Source organism: Palleronia salina (genome assembly GCF_900141995.1).
Classification (GTDB): Bacteria; Pseudomonadota; Alphaproteobacteria; order Rhodobacterales; family Rhodobacteraceae; genus Palleronia; species Palleronia salina.
This window is the reverse complement of record NZ_FQZA01000006.1, coordinates 1-18,000: the sequence shown is the minus strand read 5'-3', so window position 1 is coordinate 18,000 and position 18,000 is coordinate 1. Positions and strand designations below refer to the sequence as shown.

The 18,000-nt window shown below is 69.2% G+C and carries 19 protein-coding genes; 13 read left to right on the top strand and 6 right to left on the bottom strand.

The features are described 5' to 3' along the window. The first annotated feature begins 40 nt into the window (after nucleotides 1-40). From BUB76_RS10045 to BUB76_RS10035, 3 genes are all read left to right on the top strand, one after another. The gene (locus BUB76_RS10045; RefSeq protein WP_073128653.1) at nucleotides 41-1,138 is read left to right on the top strand and encodes a PAS domain-containing protein; all 1,098 of its coding nucleotides are present in this window, start codon (nucleotides 41-43) and stop codon (nucleotides 1,136-1,138) included. A 236-nt stretch (nucleotides 1,139-1,374) separates the two neighbouring features. After that, nucleotides 1,375-1,860: a VOC family protein gene (locus tag BUB76_RS10040; protein WP_073128652.1), complete on the top strand. Its 486-nt coding sequence runs from the start codon at nucleotides 1,375-1,377 to the stop codon at nucleotides 1,858-1,860. 72 nt (nucleotides 1,861-1,932) lie between these two features. Then, nucleotides 1,933-2,802 carry a branched-chain amino acid aminotransferase gene (locus tag BUB76_RS10035; protein ID WP_073128651.1) on the top strand — a complete coding sequence of 290 codons (870 nt, stop codon included), beginning with the start codon at nucleotides 1,933-1,935 and terminating at the stop codon, nucleotides 2,800-2,802. 15 nt (nucleotides 2,803-2,817) lie between these two features. Here BUB76_RS10035 and BUB76_RS10030 read toward each other — a convergent pair whose 3' ends face one another. Beyond that, nucleotides 2,818-3,300 (bottom strand): MOSC domain-containing protein, encoded by a 483-nt coding sequence (locus tag BUB76_RS10030; RefSeq protein WP_073128650.1) that lies wholly within the window; start codon nucleotides 3,298-3,300, stop codon nucleotides 2,818-2,820. An 80-nt stretch (nucleotides 3,301-3,380) separates the two neighbouring features. On the opposite strand from BUB76_RS10030, the gene BUB76_RS10025 reads away from it, so the two are divergent. The 6 genes from BUB76_RS10025 to BUB76_RS10000 all read left to right on the top strand — a co-directional run bounded on the left by BUB76_RS10025 (nucleotide 3,381) and on the right by BUB76_RS10000 (nucleotide 10,076). Further along, nucleotides 3,381-4,337 (top strand): MBL fold metallo-hydrolase, encoded by a 957-nt coding sequence (locus BUB76_RS10025; protein WP_073128649.1) that lies wholly within the window; start codon nucleotides 3,381-3,383, stop codon nucleotides 4,335-4,337. Nucleotides 4,338-4,436: 99 nt separating this feature from the next. After that, on the top strand, nucleotides 4,437-5,273 hold the full coding sequence (locus BUB76_RS10020; protein ID WP_073128648.1) for an MBL fold metallo-hydrolase: 837 nt from the start codon (nucleotides 4,437-4,439) through the stop codon (nucleotides 5,271-5,273). Nucleotides 5,274-5,307: 34 nt separating this feature from the next. Continuing rightward, nucleotides 5,308-5,859, top strand: coding sequence for an inorganic diphosphatase (locus BUB76_RS10015; protein ID WP_073128647.1), 552 nt, complete (start codon nucleotides 5,308-5,310; stop codon nucleotides 5,857-5,859). A 286-nt stretch (nucleotides 5,860-6,145) separates the two neighbouring features. Continuing rightward, a complete protein-coding gene (ggt, locus tag BUB76_RS10010; protein ID WP_073128646.1) occupies nucleotides 6,146-7,969 on the top strand; it encodes a gamma-glutamyltransferase in 1,824 nt (607 codons plus the stop codon). A 75-nt stretch (nucleotides 7,970-8,044) separates the two neighbouring features. Further along, nucleotides 8,045-8,950, top strand: a complete 906-nt coding sequence (gene rimK / locus BUB76_RS10005) for a 30S ribosomal protein S6--L-glutamate ligase (protein WP_073128645.1) — start codon at nucleotides 8,045-8,047, stop codon at nucleotides 8,948-8,950. Between the two features lie 91 nt (nucleotides 8,951-9,041). Continuing rightward, nucleotides 9,042-10,076 carry a succinylglutamate desuccinylase/aspartoacylase family protein gene (locus BUB76_RS10000; protein ID WP_073128644.1) on the top strand — a complete coding sequence of 345 codons (1,035 nt, stop codon included), beginning with the start codon at nucleotides 9,042-9,044 and terminating at the stop codon, nucleotides 10,074-10,076. Here BUB76_RS10000 and BUB76_RS18135 read toward each other — a convergent pair. Then, nucleotides 10,024-10,371: a BLUF domain-containing protein gene (locus tag BUB76_RS18135; protein ID WP_236737896.1), complete on the bottom strand. Its 348-nt coding sequence runs from the start codon at nucleotides 10,369-10,371 to the stop codon at nucleotides 10,024-10,026. The two genes, BUB76_RS10000 and BUB76_RS18135, sit on opposite strands and share 53 nt — an antisense overlap. Before the next feature lie 265 nt (nucleotides 10,372-10,636). Between BUB76_RS18135 and ettA the strand changes: the two genes are divergently transcribed. Further along, nucleotides 10,637-12,292 carry an energy-dependent translational throttle protein EttA gene (gene ettA / locus BUB76_RS09990; protein WP_073128642.1) on the top strand — a complete coding sequence of 552 codons (1,656 nt, stop codon included), beginning with the start codon at nucleotides 10,637-10,639 and terminating at the stop codon, nucleotides 12,290-12,292. Nucleotides 12,293-13,303: 1,011 nt separating this feature from the next. Next, nucleotides 13,304-13,510 carry a cold-shock protein gene (locus BUB76_RS09985; RefSeq protein ID WP_073128641.1) on the top strand — a complete coding sequence of 69 codons (207 nt, stop codon included), beginning with the start codon at nucleotides 13,304-13,306 and terminating at the stop codon, nucleotides 13,508-13,510. A gap of 58 nt (nucleotides 13,511-13,568) precedes the next feature. Here the strand turns inward: BUB76_RS09985 and parA are convergent, their stop codons facing one another. Beyond that, on the bottom strand, nucleotides 13,569-14,210 hold the full coding sequence (gene parA / locus BUB76_RS09980; protein WP_073128640.1) for a ParA family partition ATPase: 642 nt from the start codon (nucleotides 14,208-14,210) through the stop codon (nucleotides 13,569-13,571). 51 nt (nucleotides 14,211-14,261) lie between these two features. Then, a complete protein-coding gene (locus BUB76_RS09975) occupies nucleotides 14,262-14,876 on the bottom strand; it encodes an exopolysaccharide biosynthesis protein (protein WP_236736912.1) in 615 nt (204 codons plus the stop codon). A 135-nt stretch (nucleotides 14,877-15,011) separates the two neighbouring features. On the opposite strand from BUB76_RS09975, the gene BUB76_RS09970 reads away from it, so the two are divergent. Further along, complete coding sequence (locus BUB76_RS09970; protein WP_073128638.1) at nucleotides 15,012-16,166, top strand: lytic murein transglycosylase; 1,155 nt, start codon at nucleotides 15,012-15,014, stop codon at nucleotides 16,164-16,166. A 79-nt stretch (nucleotides 16,167-16,245) separates the two neighbouring features. Beyond that, nucleotides 16,246-16,677: a universal stress protein gene (locus BUB76_RS09965; protein WP_084140619.1), complete on the top strand. Its 432-nt coding sequence runs from the start codon at nucleotides 16,246-16,248 to the stop codon at nucleotides 16,675-16,677. Between the two features lie 57 nt (nucleotides 16,678-16,734). Here the strand turns inward: BUB76_RS09965 and BUB76_RS09960 are convergent, their stop codons facing one another. Continuing rightward, a complete protein-coding gene (locus tag BUB76_RS09960) occupies nucleotides 16,735-17,310 on the bottom strand; it encodes a hypothetical protein (RefSeq protein WP_073128636.1) in 576 nt (191 codons plus the stop codon). Nucleotides 17,311-17,801: 491 nt separating this feature from the next. Then, a partial coding sequence (locus tag BUB76_RS17935; RefSeq protein ID WP_175550296.1) for a hypothetical protein occupies nucleotides 17,802-18,000 on the bottom strand: 199 nt, incomplete at its 5' end.

The following is an 18,000-nucleotide window of genomic DNA, read 5'->3' as shown; positions in this document are numbered from 1 at the left end:
CGACCGTTCGATTGAACGGGTGGCTCGGGGAGCATGAGTAATGCGCACCGAAGATCCGGGCAAAAGGCGACAGGAAGAGCTGCACAACGCCGTGTCTCTCCTGCCTGTATCGATGGTCGTGACCAACCCGCGTCTGCCCGACAACCCCATCGTCTTCGTCAACCGCACCTTCGAGCGCGAGACCTACTATTCCCGCGACTACGCGATCGGGCGGAACTGCCGGTTCCTGCAGGGCCCCGAGACCGACCCGGCCGACGTGGCGCGCCTGCGGGCCGCGATCGCCGCGGGCGAGGATCTGAGCCTGGAGCTGACCAATCACCGGGCGGACGGATCGACCTTTCGCAACCACCTGATGATCGCGCCGGTCCACGACCCCGACGGCGAGATCGAGGCTTTCATCGGCATCCAGAAGGAGATCGACGCGGACACGCCGCTCACCGATCCGGTGGATGCGCAGGATGTGATGCTGCGCGAGTTGCAGCACCGCGTGAAGAACCACCTGTCGATGATCGTCGGCATGATCCGGATGCAGGCCCGGCAAGAGGTCAGCCGCGAGACCTTCGAGGCGCTGAGCCACCGGGTGCAGAGCCTCGCCATGCTCTACGAGGAATTGTCGCCCGTGGGCGTGGGAAGCGGCGACACCAAGAGCGTGCCGGCAGGCGCCTACATGAGCCGCGTGGTCAACACGCTGGGCGCTCTGGACGGCCGCCCGTCGATCCGCATGAACGTGCAATGCGAACAGATGACCCTGCCCGTCGACCAGGCGGCACGGCTGGGCCTTCTGGTGACCGAGTTCCTGACCAACGCGCTGGAGCATGCCTTCCCCGACGGGCGGGAAGGCGTCATCAACGTGCGGTTCCAGCGGCAGTCTGGGGGCCGTGCCCGCCTAGTGGTGGAGGATGATGGCGTTGGCATGCCCGACGGCAGTGACTGGCCCGCGCCCCCGGCCGCCCCCACCGAGTCCGGCCCGGACGCGACCAATGGCGGCGCGGTGGTCGCCCGGGGCACCAAGCGCGCGTCGGGCATGGGGGGCAACCTGGTCTTGACGCTGGTGGACTCGATGGGCGCAAAGATCGACGTCTCCAACGGTCTGCGCGGGACGATCGTCACGGTGGACCTGGAGGTGCCGCAGGGCTGATGTCCGGCGGGCGGGCGGCGCCGGGCCGGTGCCGCCCCGCCTTCCGTGTGGCAAGGAGCGCCTTCAGCGCGGAAACGGTCCAGCGGCGCGTGTGCGGTGAACTCACGCGGCCAGGCGCACGGATGGGGCGTTCGGATCGACCTATGTGCGCGGGCGCGCGTTTGCCCTGCATCCGTGGACCTGTGCACAGAAGGCCGGGGCGCTTATCCTGGTCGGCGCATCCACAGGAGCCACCAATGACCACGACCCTTCCCGCCGCCACCCGCATCGGCCACGTTCACCTGAAGGTGGCCGACCTCGAGCGAAGCCTTGCGTTTTGGCGCGACATCCTCGGTTTCGAGGAGACCCAGCGCTACGGTGACGGCGCGGTGTTCCTAAGCGTGGACGGCTACCACCACCACATTGCCCTGAACACCTGGCAGAGCGCGGGCGCCACCCCGCCCCCGCCGGGCCACACCGGCCTGTTCCACGTGGCCCTGCTGCTGCCCGACCGCGCGGCGCTGGGGACGATCCTGCGCCGGCTGCAAGAGGCGGGCTGGCCCCTGACCGGCGCGTCGGACCACGGGGTGAGCGAGGCGCTGTATCTCGACGACCCGGACGGCAACGGGGTCGAGATCTACCGGGACCGACCGCAAAACGAATGGCCGCGCGACGCCGAGGGCGGGCTGGCCATGGTGACCCGGCGGCTGGACCTGGACGCGCTGCTGGCCGACGCCGGCTGAGCGGGGGCGACAGGCCTTGTCCCCGGGGGCCGGCTGCGGCTACGAACGGGCCGGACACGAGGGGACACGCGCATGGCAGTCGGCACCGACATCCGGACCTATTTCAACGGCGAATGGCATGACGGCGACGTGCCCGTCATGCGCGCGGCCGATCACGGCGCCTGGCTGGGTTCGTCGGTCTTCGACGGCGCGCGGGCGGTCAACGGCCTGACCCCCGACCTGCGCGCCCATTGCGAGCGGGTGAACCGCTCGGCCCGGGCTTTGATGCTGACGCCGACCGTGGATACCGACGCCATGGTCTCGCTGATCCACGAGGGGCTGGCCGCCTATCCCGATGACGCGGCCGTCTATATCCGGCCCATGTACTGGGGCATCGACGGCGGGCCGGGCGCCATCGCCCCCGCCGCCGAGACCACCGGCTTCGCCGTCTGCCTCGAGGCGATCCCCTTCACCGCCGAGGCGACCACGACGCTCACCACCACGCAGTTCCGCCGCCCGGTGCTGGAATCGGCGGTGGTGAACGCCAAGGCGGGCTGCCTCTATCCCAACAACGCGCGAATGCTGCGCGAGGCGCAGTCGAAGGGCTTCGGCAACGCGCTGGCCGCCGACGCCATGGGCAACGTGGCCGAAAGCGCCACGGCGAACGTGTTCATCGTCAAGGACGGCACGGTGATGACCCCCATCGCCAACGGCACCTTCCTGGCGGGCATCACCCGCGCGCGGCACATGGCGAACCTCGCCGCCGACGGCACGCCGGTGGTCGAGACGGTCCTGAGCTTCGACGACGTGCGCGACGCGGACGAGGTCTTCCTGTCGGGCAACATGTCCAAGGTGCAGGCGGTCACGGCCTTCGACGACCGACACTACCAGGTGGGGCCGGTCACCAAGCGGGTGCGCGAGATGTACTGGGACTGGGCCGCGAGCGCGGACGGCGCCGCCTGAGACCGGCCCGCCGGCTCAATCGGCGGAAGACCCGACGCGCGTGACCGCATCGCCCAGCGCGACCGGGCCCAGCGCGGCGACGCTGGCATAGACCCCGCCATGGCCGCGCACTGCCGAATAGCCGCCGGGGCCGAGGTATTCCTCCATCCGCGAACAGGGCGGGCACGGCCCCTCGACCCGCAGCCGCGCGCCGCCCAGTGCGATCTCGGCGTGCCGCAGCGCCAAAAGGTTGATCCCCGAGACCACGATGTTGCGGCGCAGGATCTCGGGCGGCAGGTTGTCCCGGCCCAGCAGCGCGGCGATCACCGCAAGATGCTCGGCCTGGAGCAGTGTCACCGCCCGCTTGCCCGGGCGGCCGTGGTCGCCGCCCAGCCCGTCTTCGGCGATCTCGGCGCGGTCGACCGGCTGCACCCCCGCGCGGCGGGCCGGGCGCAGGCCGATCCAGTCCACCCGGCCCGCCCGCGCGTGGCGCGCCATCATCGCCGCAAGGTCGGTCATGACTGCCCCTCCGATTGATTTGCGCCGCGGCGCGCTATGTCCGGCTTGTTCGGTACAGCATGTCCCGCAAGGAGGATACCATGATCACCCGCCGTCACCTGATGGGCACCGCCGCCGCCGCGACCGCCCTGCCCTTCCTGCCCCGCGCCGCGCGCGCCGCCGCGCATTCCGCCGCGCCCGTCCTGCCCGCCGCCCAGCGCTTCACCATCGGCGACATGGCCGTCACCGCGCTGTCGGACGGCGCGCTGAGGATCGGGCCCGAGGCGCTGCAGGGCATCGATGCCGAGGGCTATGCCCGGGCGATGACCGACCAGTTCATCGAGCCCGACGATTTCCGCGCCGCGGTCAACGCCTTCCTGATCGAGGCGGGCGACACCAAGATGCTGGTGGACGCCGGCACCGGCGGCGCCATGGGCCCGGACCTGGGCCGGCTGATGGGCAATCTCGAGGCCACCGGCACGGCGCCCGAGGACATCACCATGATCCTGGCCAGCCACCTTCACCCCGACCACGTGGGCGGTGCGGTCGATGGCGGCAGCGCGATCTTCCCCAACGCCGAGCTGGCGTTCCACGAGGCCGAGCGCGCCTTCTGGACCGACGACGCGATCATGCAGCAGGCGGGCGAGAGCAACGCGATGTTCTTCAACCTCGCGCGCAGCGTGCTGGACGTCTACGGCGACCGGCTGCGCCCGTTCTCGGGCGAGGGCGAGGTCGCGCCCGGCATCACCGCCATGCCGCTGCCCGGCCACACGCCCGGGCACACGGGGTTCGCCATCAACTCGGGCGATGACAGCCTGCTGATCTGGGCCGACATCCTGCACGTGGCGCCGGTGCAGCTGCGCCACCCCGAGGTGACCATCGGCTTCGACGTGGACCCCGACCAGGCGGCGGCGACGCGGGCGGACATCCTCGACCGCGTGGTGGCCGACCGGATGATGATCGCGGGCAGCCACATCAACTTCCCCGGCCTGGGCCACATCATGCAGGCGGGCGAAGGCTACGCCATGATCGACGCGCGCTATCCCTACCCGGCCTGACGGCCACGCGCCCGGGCGGAACCACCGCCCGGGCGCCCCGCGTTGCCGTCCTGCGCCCTTGCCGGGGCGCGATGATACCGTGCCAACGAGGAGTCCCCGATGACCCGCCTTCCCGATGCCCAGCGCCTGCACGTGGGCGACATCACCGTCACCGCGCTCAGCGACGGGCCCCTGCCCTTGGGCCTGGACCACCTGAAGGGGATCGACGCACCCGAATACGCGCGGCTGCTGCACATGCACCACGCCGATCCGGCCACTTGGCGGTCGGGGTTGAACGCCTTCGTGATCCGGACAGGCGACCGGCTGGTGCTGGTCGATGGCGGCGTGGCGGGCAATATGGGCCCCGAGACGGGGCGCGTGATGTCGAACCTGAAGGCCGCCGGCTTCGCGCCCGGGGATATCGACACGGTCTACGTCACCCACATGCATGCCGACCACATCGCCGGGCTGATGGACGGCAACGGCGACGCAGCCTTCGGCAACGCCGCGCTGCGCATCCACGGCGACGACCACGCCCATTTCACCGATGACGCCAATGCCCAGGACAGCACCCGTGCGCTGCTGTCGGCCTATGGCGACCGGCTGGAAACCTACGGCGACGCCGACGACATCGCCCCCGGCCTGCGCGCGCTGCACCTGCCCGGTCACACGCCGGGGCATTCGGGGCTCGAGATCATGTCGGGCGACGCGACCATGCTGCTGCTGACCGACATCGTCCACGTGGCGCCGGTTCAGCTGGCCAATCCCGAGATCGGCACAGGCTTCGACGTGGATATCGACGCGGCGCGCGAGACCCGCAAGGCGATGCTCGACCGCGTGTCGGCGGACGCCACCCCGATCCTGGGCAGCCACATCACCTTCCCCGGCGCGGGCGTGATCGAGCGGGCCACCGAGGGGTTCCGCATGATCCCCGCCTACTACAGCCACGACAGCTGAGCGGGCGCCCCGCCCCCCGGAAAGGTAGTCCCCCATGTTCCTCCAAGCGCTCGACCACGTGACGTCCCGCACCGAAGGCGAGGCCGTCAACGTCTTCGTCGAGACCCCGAAGGGCTCGCGCCACAAGTACGACGTGGATGCCAGCGGGCTCTTCCGCATCGCGCTGGAGCTGCCCGAGGGCCAGACCTTTCCGTTCAGCTTCGGCTACGTGCCGAACACCAAGGCGCCCGACGGCGACGCGCTGGACATCGTGCTGGTGACCGATGGCGAGGTGCCGGCCGGCGCGCTGATCGAGGCGCGGCTGATCGGCATCCTGAAGATGGAGAACGACGAGGACGGCACCATGGCGCGCAACGACCGCGTCGTCGCCGTGGCCAACCTGTCGCGGATGTTCGCCCACGTGCAGACGCTGTCGGACATGCGCGAGGGCTTCGCCTGGGACATGGAGCTGTTCTTCCGCAGCTACAACGACATGATCGACCGGCCTTTCACCGTCGTCGGCCGCGGCGAGCGCGACGAGGCCATGAAGATGCTGGAACAGGCCGAGGACGCCGCGCGCCGCGACCCGGACGTGCCGGATCCCTAGGCGCGTCGCACCGCCCGGTCGCGGGCCCGCGGCGTCGCACCATCGAGTATTTTCCGGACCAGTGATGCCGGGGCCGCGCGAGACCGGGGCCGTGGCGTTCATCGGGTGCGGATCCGGTCCTGACGCCCGGCGCGCGGGACCGTGCGCCCGGCCCGTCCATCACTGGTCCTCAAATACTCATGTGGGTGCCTGTCGGGCCCGTGCGACGGCCGTGCTGCGCCTTGCCGCGGACCGGATTTGCGCCACACTCAACAGGACGCCGCCCATCTTTCCGGAGGAGATCCCCATGCGCCGTCCCCTGAGCCTGACCGTCGCCACCCTCATGGCGCTCGCCGCCCCGCTTCATGCCCAGCAGGCGGCCGACGCGGTCGACCCCGAGGCCGCCAGCGCCGACGGCAGTGGCGCGTCGGGCCCCGAGGTTTCGGCCACCCCGCTCGCTCCGCTGGCGCGCGATGCCATGGACGCCAAGGAAGCGGGACGCCCGGTCGAGGCGCAGAACTGGATGGTGGCCGCCGCCAACCCGCTGGCGGTCGAGGCCGGTGCCGCGGTCCTGGATGCGGGCGGCAGCGCCGCCGACGCCATGATCGCCGTGCAGACCGTCCTGGGCCTGGTCGAGCCGCAGAGCTCGGGCCTCGGCGGCGGGGCGTTCCTTGTCTACTACGACGCCGCGTCGGGCACGCTGACCACGCTGGACGGGCGCGAGACGGCGCCGCTGTCGGTCTCGCCGACCCTGTTCCAGGACGACGCGGGCGAGACCATGGGGTTCTGGGACGCGGTCGTGGGCGGCCGGTCGGTGGGCACCCCCGGCACCCCGCGCCTGATGGAGCGCGCGCACGAGATGTGGGGCCGCGCGGCCTGGGCGGACCTGTTCGCCGAGGCCATCGCGCTGGCCGAGGACGGGTTCACCGTGTCGCCGCGGCTGGCGAGCCTCGTCGCCGGTGACGCGGACCGGCTGGGCAGGTTCCAGGCGACGCAGGACTATTTCTACCCCGGCGGCGAGCCCATCGCCGAAGGCGACACGCTGAGCAACCCCGCCTACGCCGCCACCCTGCGCGCCATCGCCGAGGGCGGGGCCGACGCGTTCTATACCGGCGAGATCGCGGAAGGGATCGTCGCCACCGTGACCGAGGCCGCGTCGAATCCCGGCACCCTGTCGATGACCGACCTGGCGATCTACGACGTGGTCGAGCGCCCCGCCGTCTGCGGCCCCTACCGCGGGCTTGAGGTCTGCGGCATGGGGCCGCCCAGCTCGGGCGGCCTGACCGTGGGACAGATCCTGGGGATGCTCGACCAGTACGACCTGCCCGGAATGGCGGCGGACGACCCGCAGGCCTGGCGGCTGATCGGCGATGCCTCGCGGCTCGCCTTCGCGGACCGGGGCCGCTACATGGCCGACAGCGATTTCGTGCCCATGCCCACCGAGGGTCTGCTGGACACCGACTACCTGACCGGCCGCGCGGCGCAGCTGGGCGGGTCCGAAGCGCTGGATGAAGCCTCGCCCGGCGCGCCCGAATGGTCGCACGCGCAGCTTTGGGGCGACGACGACGCGATCGAGCTGCCGTCGACCTCGCATATCTCGATCGTCGATGCCGACGGCAACGCGCTGAGCATGACGACGACCATCGAGAACGGCTTCGGCTCGCGCCTGTTCACGCCGGGCGGGTTCCTTCTGAACAACGAACTGACCGATTTCAGCTTCTCGACCCACGAGAACGGCTATCCCATCGCCAACCGGGTGGAGCCGGGCAAGCGGCCGCGGTCGTCGATGGCGCCCACCATCGTCATGCAGGACGGCGCGCCGATGCTGGTCGTCGGCTCGCCCGGCGGGTCGCGCATCATCGGCTACGTCGCGCAGGCGATCATCAACCACGTGGACTGGGGCATGGACGTGCAGCAGGCGCTGGTCGCCCCGCACCTGGTGAACCGCTTCGGGACCTTCGACATCGAGGCGGGCACCGCGGCCGCGGCGATGGAGGGCGCGCTGCAGGAGATCGGGTACGAGACCAATATCCGCGACCTGACCTCGGGGCTGCACGCCATCCGCATCACCGGGGACGGCCTGCTGGGCGGCGCCGATCCGCGCCGCGAGGGGATCGCCCTGGGCAAGTAAGCCGCGATCTGCCAGCACATGTCGCGGCGCGCCTGCCTAGGCGCGCCGTCCCGTTTCCTGTCGAAAGGCCCACCCATGCAGATCGCCATGATGGCACAGAACGCCGAGCTCTATTCCCACAGGCGGCTGAAAGAGGCCGCCGAGGCGCGTGGCCACGAGCTTACCATCATCAAGACGCTGGGCTGCTACATGAACATCGCGTCGCGCCGGCCCACGATCTATTACAACGGCGCCGAGCTTCCGAAATTCGACGCCGTGATCCCGCGCATCGGCGCGTCGATCACCTTCTACGGGCTGGCCGTGCTGCGACAGTTCGAGGTCATGGGCACCTGGCCTCTGAACGAATCCGTGGCCATCGGGCGGTCGCGCGACAAGCTGCGCGCGATGCAGCTGATGGCGCGCGACGGGATCGGCCTGCCCGTGACGACCTTCGCCCATGACCCGCGCCAGACCGAGGAGGTCCTGCGGGTCGCGGGCGGCGCGCCCACGGTCATCAAGCTGCTGGAAGGCACGCAGGGCATCGGCGTCGTGCTGGCCGATACCGACCGCAGCGCGAAATCGGTGATCGAGGCGTTCCGGGGCGCCAACGTGAATATCCTGGTGCAGGAGTTCATCAAGGAAGCGGGCGGCACCGACATCCGGGCGCTGGTCGTCGGGGGCCGCGTGGTGGCGGCCATGAAGCGCACGGGCGCCGAGGGCGAATTCCGGTCTAACCTGCATCGCGGCGGAAGGGCCGAGGTCGTGAAGCTGACCCCCGAGGAGCGCGCCACGGCGGTGCGCGCGGCGAAGGCCATGGGGCTGAACGTCTGCGGCGTGGACATGCTGCGCGCCAATCACGGCCCGGTGGTGATGGAGGTGAATTCCTCGCCCGGGCTCGAGGGCGTGGAAAAGGCCACCGGTATCGACATCGCCGGACAGATCATCGATTTCCTGCAAAAGACCGCGAAACCGGGCAAGACGGCCACGCGGGGCAAGGGTTGATCGCGCGGCGCTTGTGAGGGGCGCGGAAATTCGGCACCTGTAGGGTGTCGATTTCGCGGCGAAAATCGCGCCCGAGCGCAGGAGATGCCCCATGCCCCGTGAGCCCTTCCGGATCGGTGATACCGAGGTCGCACCGGGCACGTCGCGCACGGTGGACCTGCCGGTCAGCCGCCTGTCGGACCACACGCCGGTCACCATGTCGGTGCACGTGGTCCATGGCCGCCGCCCCGGTCCCACCCTGTTCGTCAGTGCGGCCGTGCACGGGGACGAGGTGATCGGGGTCGAGATCGCGCGCCGCCTGCTGCGCCAGCCGCAACTGGGCAGCCTGGCCGGCACGCTTCTGGTGGTGCCCATCGTCAACACCTTCGGGTTCCTCAACAACTCGCGCTACATGCCCGACCGCCGCGACCTGAACCGGTCCTTCCCTGGGTTCGAGACCGGGTCGCTGGCCGCGCGGCTCGCGCATCTGTTCATGACCGAGGTGGTGGCGCGCAGCGATTTCGGGATCGACCTGCACTCGGCCGCGATCCACCGCACCAACATGCCGCAGATCCGCGTCTCGGCCTCGTCGGACGAGACGCTGGCCCGGGCCGAGGCCTTCGGCGCACCGGTGATCGTGCGCGCCAAGCTGCGCGAAGGCAGCCTGCGCGCCGCCGCCCGCGCCGAGGGCTGCGACATCCTGCTGTACGAGGCGGGCGAGGCGCTGCGCTTCGACGAGTTCGCGGCGCGCGTGGGGGCGTCGGGCATCCTGCGGGTGATGCACCGGATGGGCATGATCGGCTCCAAGGGGCTGGGCCGGCGCCGGGCGCCGTCGCTTGCTTGCGCCAGTTCGCACTGGCTGCGCGCACCGGCGGGCGGCCTTCTGCGGATGTTCAAGGAGGTGGGCGAAGGGGTCGAGCCCGGAACGCTGCTGGCCGTGGTGTCGGACCCGTTCGGCGAGCACGAGATCGAGATCGAGGCCGACACCGCCGCCATCGTGCTGGGCCGCGCCACCATGCCCGTGGTGAACGAGGGCGACGCGGTCTACCACCTGGCGCCCGTCAAGGCCGACCCAGAGGCGCGCATGGCCCGCCTCACGGCCGAGATCGAGGCCGATCCGATGTTCGACGAGGATGAAATCCTGTAGGCGCAGGGTCGTCCGCGGGAAGGCCCGGCACGCAGAGCAGCATGAAATCGAGCAATGCATCGACACTGGCCCGGTCGATATCCCAGTCATCCTGATCCGCACGGGTGGCCGCGAACGACACCGGCCCGCCCCCCGAGAAGGCCATGGCCCAGCCCGAGAACCGGCGGCCCGGCAGGATGCCGTTGGCCAGCAGCGACAGGTCCGTATGCAGTGGGTCGCGGGAGATATTGCCGAAGAGCCGGGCCAGCGGCGCAACGGGTCCTTCGAGATACTGGACGATCGTCGCCCCTTCCATGTGAAGATAGCCGGTAAGGCCATGCCGGGCGTTGCGGCGGCGGGCGCGCCCCGCGCCATGTCGTCCGCCGTGGCGCTGCCCGGCGCGAACAAGGCGCGCGAGCGGTAGATCAGGTATCGCAGATCCCCGTCGACCGGATCGGCCCCCCTCGGCGTCCCGTAATTTCCGTTGCGTCAGCCTAAGGCGTGCCGCGCCCCCTTCCAGCCGGGCGCGATATCGCCTACACCCCCGCGCAACATTCCCATGCATGCATCGCGGAGGCCCCATGGCAACCTATCAATTCGTCTACCACATGGACGGCGTGTCCAAGACGATCCCCGGCGGCAAGAAGCTGTTCGAGAACATTCGACTGAACTTCCTGCCCGGGGTGAAGATCGGCGTCGTCGGCGTGAACGGCGCCGGTAAGTCCACCCTGCTGAAGATCATGGCCGGGATGGACAAGGATTTCACCGGCGAGGCCTGGGCGGCCGAGGGCGCCAAGGTCGGATACCTCCCGCAGGAGCCGCAGCTCGACCCGTCGCTGACGGTCCGCGAGAACGTCATGCTGGGCGTGAAGGAAAAGCAGGCCGTGCTCGAACGCTACAACGAGCTGGCGATGAACTATTCCGACGAGACGGCCGAGGAGATGGCCAAGCTCCAGGACGAGATCGACGCGCAGAACCTGTGGGATCTGGACGCGCAGATCGACATCAGCATGGAGGCGCTGCGCTGCCCGCCGGACGATGCCGACCCCGCGAGCCTGTCGGGCGGCGAGGCGCGCCGCGTGGCGCTGTGCCGGCTGCTGCTGGAACAGCCCGACATGCTGCTGCTGGACGAGCCGACCAACCACCTGGACGCCGAGACCATCGCCTGGCTGCAGAACCACCTGATCGAGTACAAGGGCACTATCCTGATCGTCACCCACGACCGGTATTTCCTGGACGACATCACCGGCTGGATCCTCGAGCTCGACCGCGGCCGCGGCATCCCATACGAGGGCAACTATTCCTCGTGGCTGGAACAGAAGGCCAAGCGGCTGGAGCAGGAGGCGCGCGAGGACAAGTCCAAGCAGAAGACCCTTCAGCGCGAGCTGGAATGGATGCGCCAGGGCCAGAAGGCCCGGCAGGCCAAATCGAAGGCGCGGATCAGCGCCTACGAGGAAATGGCCAACCAGTCCGAGCGCGAGCGTCTGGGCAAGGCGCAGATCATCATCCCCAACGGCGAGCGGCTGGGCGGCAAGGTGATCGAGGTCGAGAACCTGAAGAAGGGCATGGGCGACAAGCTTCTGATCGAGGATCTGAGCTTCTCGCTGCCGCCGGGCGGCATCGTGGGCGTGATCGGCCCCAACGGCGCGGGCAAGACCACGCTGTTCCGGATGCTGACCGGGCAGGAACAGCCCGACGAGGGCAGCATCGAGTTCGGCGACACCGTGGACCTGGCCTACGTGGACCAGTCGCGCGACGCGCTCGACCCCAACGCCACCGTCTGGGAGGAAATCTCGGGCGGCGGCGAGATCATCGACCTGGGGGACGCGCAGATGAACTCGCGCGCCTATTGCGGGGCGTTCAACTTCAAGGGCGGCGACCAGCAGAAGAAGGTCGGCAGCCTGTCGGGCGGCGAGCGCAACCGCGTGCACATGGCCAAGCTGCTGAAATCCGGCGGCAACGTGCTGCTGCTCGACGAGCCGACCAACGACCTGGACGTCGAGACCCTGCGCGCGCTGGAAGACGCGCTGGAGGATTTCGCGGGCTGCGCCGTCATCATCAGCCACGACCGCTTCTTCCTCGACCGGCTCTGCACCCACATCCTGGCCTTCGAGGGCGAGGGTCACGTGGAGTGGTTCCAGGGCAACTTCGAGGATTACGAGGAAGACAAGAAGAAGCGGCTGGGCGTGGATTCGCTCGAACCCAAGCGCGTGAAGTTCAAGAAGTTCGCGCGGTAGGCCGCGCCCCGTCACCGGGCCCCGATCCGGAACCAGAAACGCCCGCGCCGGGATGGCGCGGGCGTTTTCGTTTCAGCCGAGCCGGGGGCTCAGACCTTGGGCTTCACGGTGCTGGGCGCCGTGTCGAAGCGGTTCGGATCCTTGTCCGATACCGGCGCCTGGCCCAGCACCACGGGTTTGGAAGAGATCTTCTTGTCGGTCATCTTGGCTTTCTGACAATGGCCGCGGGAAAGACGGCCCTGGGTGGGGAAATGAGACGGCACCGGGCTTTTGCGCGATACCTCGTCTAACGGTCAACATATCACGTTGGGTCCATCCCGCGCACGAAATATGCTGCGCTGCGGCGGCTTGCCGCAACGTAAATTTACGGGGTGGCGCTTGCGGCCCCTCGGCACGTGGAATGACTGGAGAATTCTCGATCGCGGGATTGCGGGGGGGGGCGGTGCCGCAACGGCAATGTACGCGAGAAGATAAAGGGCCTTTGACCGGGCCCGGCTACGGAAAAGGCCGCGCCCATCGGCGCGGCCCGTTGCTTACAGTTTCCGGCTGGCTTCGCGGGCCACCGTCTTGGCCGCGGCCACCTTCGGGTCACGGCGACGTTGGACGGTGCGGCGACGGCCGCGACCGCCGAGAAGGGATCTCAAAAGGCGTTTCAACATGACGTTTCCTCCGTTTCACTGGCGGGTCAACGGGTGGTTGCAGCCGCTGTTCCGGCGCGCCCGATCACGTTTCGCGGTCGCGTCCCATGTCGGCGCATATCCGCCGGACCCGGTACCGGCCCCGCCGGATCGGCCCGCTGATCTGGGTTCGGCGGCGCAGCCAGGCAAGCCCCCCGGTGCGCGGCGATTTTTTCTTGCAAAGCCCGAGGCCCGGTGTCATGAGGCACGTGCTTAGACGACCTCTATCGATCCCCTGTCCCGTCAACGCGGGCATCAGCGAACTCGATCAAGGCACCTTTTGCCACGCTGTTGCAATTCCGCGAACAGACGACCAAACGACAGGAGACATCACATGGCCAATGGCACTGTGAAATGGTTCAACACCACCAAGGGCTTCGGCTTCATCGCGCCCGAGACCGGCGGCAAGGACGTTTTCGTCCACATTTCCGCCGTCGAGCGTGCCGGCCTGACCGGCCTGAAGGACGACCAGAAGGTCACCTTCGACATGGAAACCGGCCGTGACGGCCGCCAGTCGGCGACGAACCTGGCCCTGGCGTAAGCCAAGACCGATACGATGGAGGAAGGCGCGGTATCCCCGCGCCTTTTTTCGTTGGCGATCAGCCCAGGGCGGCGATGATCTCGTCGCGCAGGGATTCGACCTCGGTGCTCCAGGCGCCCTTGCCGCGCTCCAGCACGCCACGCCCCTGCCCCAGCGTCTCGACATAGACCACGCGGTTGCCCAGCACCGTCTTGGCGCGGGTCAGCTCGCGCTCGCTCAGCAGGCCGTCGATCTCGTCCGACACGCGCGTGCCCGACTTGAACCGGTTCAGCACCACCATGGCGGGTTTGCGGATGCGCTCGGCCAGGTCGAGGATCGAGTCCACCGCCCAGAGATCCACCTGGCTGGTGGCCACCGGGACCAGGACCAGGTCGGTCGCCCGCAAGGCGGGCCGCAGGTCCGAGTCGACCTTGGGCGGCGTGTCGATGATGACGAAATCGTTGGTCTTCTTCAGCTTGTCGCATTCATAGCTGACGCCCCACGCGCTGGCCGTGGCGAAATCAAGATCCTCGATCCCCGCCTCGCGCCGGGCCATGAACCACCGCCCCAGCGATCCCTGCGGGTCGGTGTCGAGCACGGCCACCGAATGGCCCGCGCGCACCAGCGCCACCGCCAGGTTCACCGCGAGCGTCGTCTTGCCCGACCCGCCCTTTTGCTGGGCCACCGTGATTACATGCGCCAAACCCCGTCCCCCCGTCATTGCCGCAGTGCAGAATAGACGGCAGCAGGCGACACGCCATTTGCCGCAGAGTCAAGCCGAGAGCAGGCCCGTGAACACGAAAACCGGGATCATCGAGGCCAGCGCGATGATGCAGTAGCCCAGCAGCACGAACAGCCCGTCCACCGCCAGCAGCCCCGTGACGATGAACACCACCGACAGGCCCAGCAGCGAGGACGAGAACGGCACCAGTTCCAGAAACGGCATGGCGAAACCCGCGACCATGCAGGCGAGGTAGGCCATGGCCCGGCCGGGCGCCGAGGTGAAGGCGTGCAGCCGGTCGCCCAGGTGCCGGTCGACCCAGTCGGCCAGGGACCGGCTTTTCACGATCCCTTCGTGCAGGCGCTGGCCGCGGACCGTGCGCTTCCACAGGAAACCGGGCAGCCACAGCGATTGACGCTGGATGAACAGCTGCGACGAGATCAGGCCGATGGTGATGCCGCACAGGCTGGAAAACAGCGGAATGCCGCTGAGCGGCGAGGTGACCAGCAGCGCGGGCACCAGCAGCAGCGGCAAAAAGGCGGTGGGGCCGAACGCCTCGACCACGTCGCCGACCGAGATCTTGTCGCGACCGCTCAGCTCGTCCAGCTGGTCGAGAATGTCACGGACGTAATGTCCCCCGTCGGCCATGTCGTTTTGTCCCGTCATCTGCTCCGAACACGGGCCAAGGCGGCTGGGTTCCCCGCCCCGCACGCGGTTCCCGGCCGAGTGTCGCGTGCTTGCCCTCGACGTTTAGCACGGCCTTGCTAGACTGGCAAAAAACCAAGCGAGCGGACCCTTCACATGCAGATTTCACGCAGAACCTTTTCCTTGGGCGCGGCGGCCCTGGGCCTTTCGGCCTGCCAGGTCGGCGGTGCCGGTGGCGCGGGCGTCCCCGTCGGGCGCGCGGGCCTGCCGCCCGAGATGCGGCCGCAGCCCAACCCCGGCTGGTCGGCCTGGGTCGACGCGTTCCGCGGCCGTGCGGTGGCCGCCGGTATCGATCCGGGCGTCGTGTCGCGCAGTTTCCAGGGCGCGGGCTTCCTGCCGGGCGTCATCGACCGCGACCGCAACCAGACCGAGTTCACGCGGACGCTGGAAGATTACCTGGCCATCGCCGCCTCGGACGAGAAGGTCGCCACGGGCCGCGCGAAGTTCGCCCAGTATCGCGGCACGCTGAACGCGATCGAGGCGCGCTACGGCGTGCCGGCGCAGGTGGTCGCGGCGGTCTGGGGGCTGGAGTCGAACTACGGGTCGCGCCGGGGCAATATCCCGATCGTGTCGTCGACCTCGACGCTGGCCTATGACGGGCGGCGCGGCGCGTTCTTCGAGCGGCAGCTGATCGCCGCTCTGAGGATCGTCCAGAACGGCGATACCACGCCCGACCGCATGGTGGGCAGCTGGGCCGGCGCCATGGGGCACACGCAGTTCATCCCCACGTCCTACCAGGCCTACGCGGTGGATTTCACCGGCGACGGACGCCGTGACATCTGGGGCGAGGATCCCACCGACGCCCTGGCCTCGACCGCCGCGTATCTTTCGCGGTCGGGCTGGCAGCGCGGCGTGCCGTGGGGCGGCGAGGTCGGCGTCTCGGCGCCCTCGGGCGGCCGGGTCATCACGCCCCAGCCGGGCGGCCCCAGCTTCCGCGTCACGGGCAATTTCGACGCGATCAAGCGCTACAACAACTCCGACAGCTACGCGATCGGGGTGGGCCACCTGTCGGACCGGATCGCGGGCGGCCCGCCGATCCAGGGCGCGTTCCCGCCCGACCGATACGGCCTGACGAAGGACATGCGCGTGGACCTGCAACGCCGGCTAACGCGTTCCGGATATGACACCGGCGGGGCCGACGGCGTCCTCGGCCCCAACAGCCGCGCCGCCATCGCCGAGTACCAGCGCAGCCGTGGACAGGCTGCCACCGGTGATCCATCGGTGGCGCTGCTGCGATCGCTGGGAGGCTGACCCCAGCCACTTGACCTCGATCAAGGAGGGGCCCGACGGCACCGGTTAACAAGGCGCCACACACGACAAGGAGATCCCGATGTTCAAGAAGATCCTCGTCCCCTTTGACGGCTCCGACCCGGCCGAGCACGCGCTCAGCGTTGCCGCCGACCTGGCCAAGTCCCAGGACGCGACGCTGCACGTGGCCTTCGTGCCCGAACCCGAAACCACGGCGTTGGCCGTGGGGGCCGGCGCGGTCGAGATCCCGGTCAACACCGAAGAGTTGGAGCGCCACACCAAGGAAGTGGTCGCCCGGGCGCAGGAGGCCGCCGCCGCGCGCGGTTGCGATGTCGACCCGGATGTCCTGAACGGCCGCCCCGCCGACGCGATCCTCGCCCATGCCGACAAGCTGGGCGCCGACCTGATCGTGGTCGGGCGGCGCGGCATGGGCACGCTCACCGGGCTGCTCATGGGCAGCCTGTCGCACAAGCTGATCGGGGTCGCGAAGGTCCCGGTCATGGCCGTGGGCTGAGCGGCGCGGCATCCCTGGTTTCGCGCTCACCCCATCACAGGGCGCGAATACCCCTTATCACAGATCGAGGGTGTTCGCGCTCAGCTGCACGGGTTCCAGGTGCTGGGTTCTGTCGACGATCCGGTCCATGACCGTGCTGAACGTGCTGGCCAGGCCCAGCAGGAAAATGCCGGCGGCAACGCTTGCCGTCGCGCGCAGCCTGCCCGTCAGGGGGCGCGGCGCGGCACGCTCCTCTTTCGCCGGCGGCTTCAACATCAGCAAAAGGTTCACGACGGGAACGTAGGCCAGGAAAAAGCGGCCCGGGTGCCCCCATCCGTCACGGGACCGGCGCATGGCCACGATCCCGAAGAAGCACCCGATCCCCACGGCCGAGACGAGATCCCAGAGAACCAGCGCTTCCAGCGCCCCCGCGGGAGGGTATGAGCCCACCAAGAACCACGGGGCCTGCGACGCGACCACCGCGATGAAGAAGACGCCCGTCAGCGCGACATAGGCCGACCGGCCGATCCTGGCGGTCTGCCTGCTTTCACGGGGAAGGACCATGAGCCCGCCCAGGTAGGCGAGACCGAGGACCAGAAGGCGCGTGCCCTCTCGCGGCAATTCCAGATACCACCTAGCCAATTCTTCGAACACGTCCGATCCTTGCCATTGCGCGCCGCGACGCCCTCCCTGCCCGGCGGTCGCGGTCCTGCTTCTTGTCTCTCGCGGCGGCCGAGTGCGAGGGAATGCAACTGGGCCCGGCCGGGCGTACATGGCGGGCCGGGCGGCGTCGCCAGTGGTGAGAATTCCACCCGAATATTGCGAGTCGGGGGCGCAATCGGGGCATTAAAGCGGTCATGCGGGTGACGTAACGTACGCCGCCGCATCGCCGGAGGTCGGCACAGGCCCCCGCGCCTCTGCCCCTGCCGTGCTCCTGCGGGACAACGGCGCGCAACGGCGTCGAGCTTTCCGGGCGTCACACCGGCGACGACCTTGATCGCCGCGCGCGGGTCGCGCCGTTGCATCCAGCGACGCGGACGGGACCGGCGCATCCGACACTGGCAGGCGCGGCCGTCGGTTGCCGATATTTACGGCAGGGGATTGATCGTCCCGTCGCGGTCGCATCCGTCGCGAGGGCGCCCCCTCTACACGATCGCGAGCTCCCAGATGGTCACGTCCATGTCGTCGAAGCGGAAATACTCCACGTTGGTCAGGCTGTCGGTGCCGTCGGGGCCGCTCACGGTGACCTCCGTGCCCGAGCTCCGCGTCAGCGTGTAGCTCGCCCGGTCGCCGTCGAAGAGCGCGTAGTCCGAGCCCGCCCCGCCGTTGATCGTGTCGTCGCCC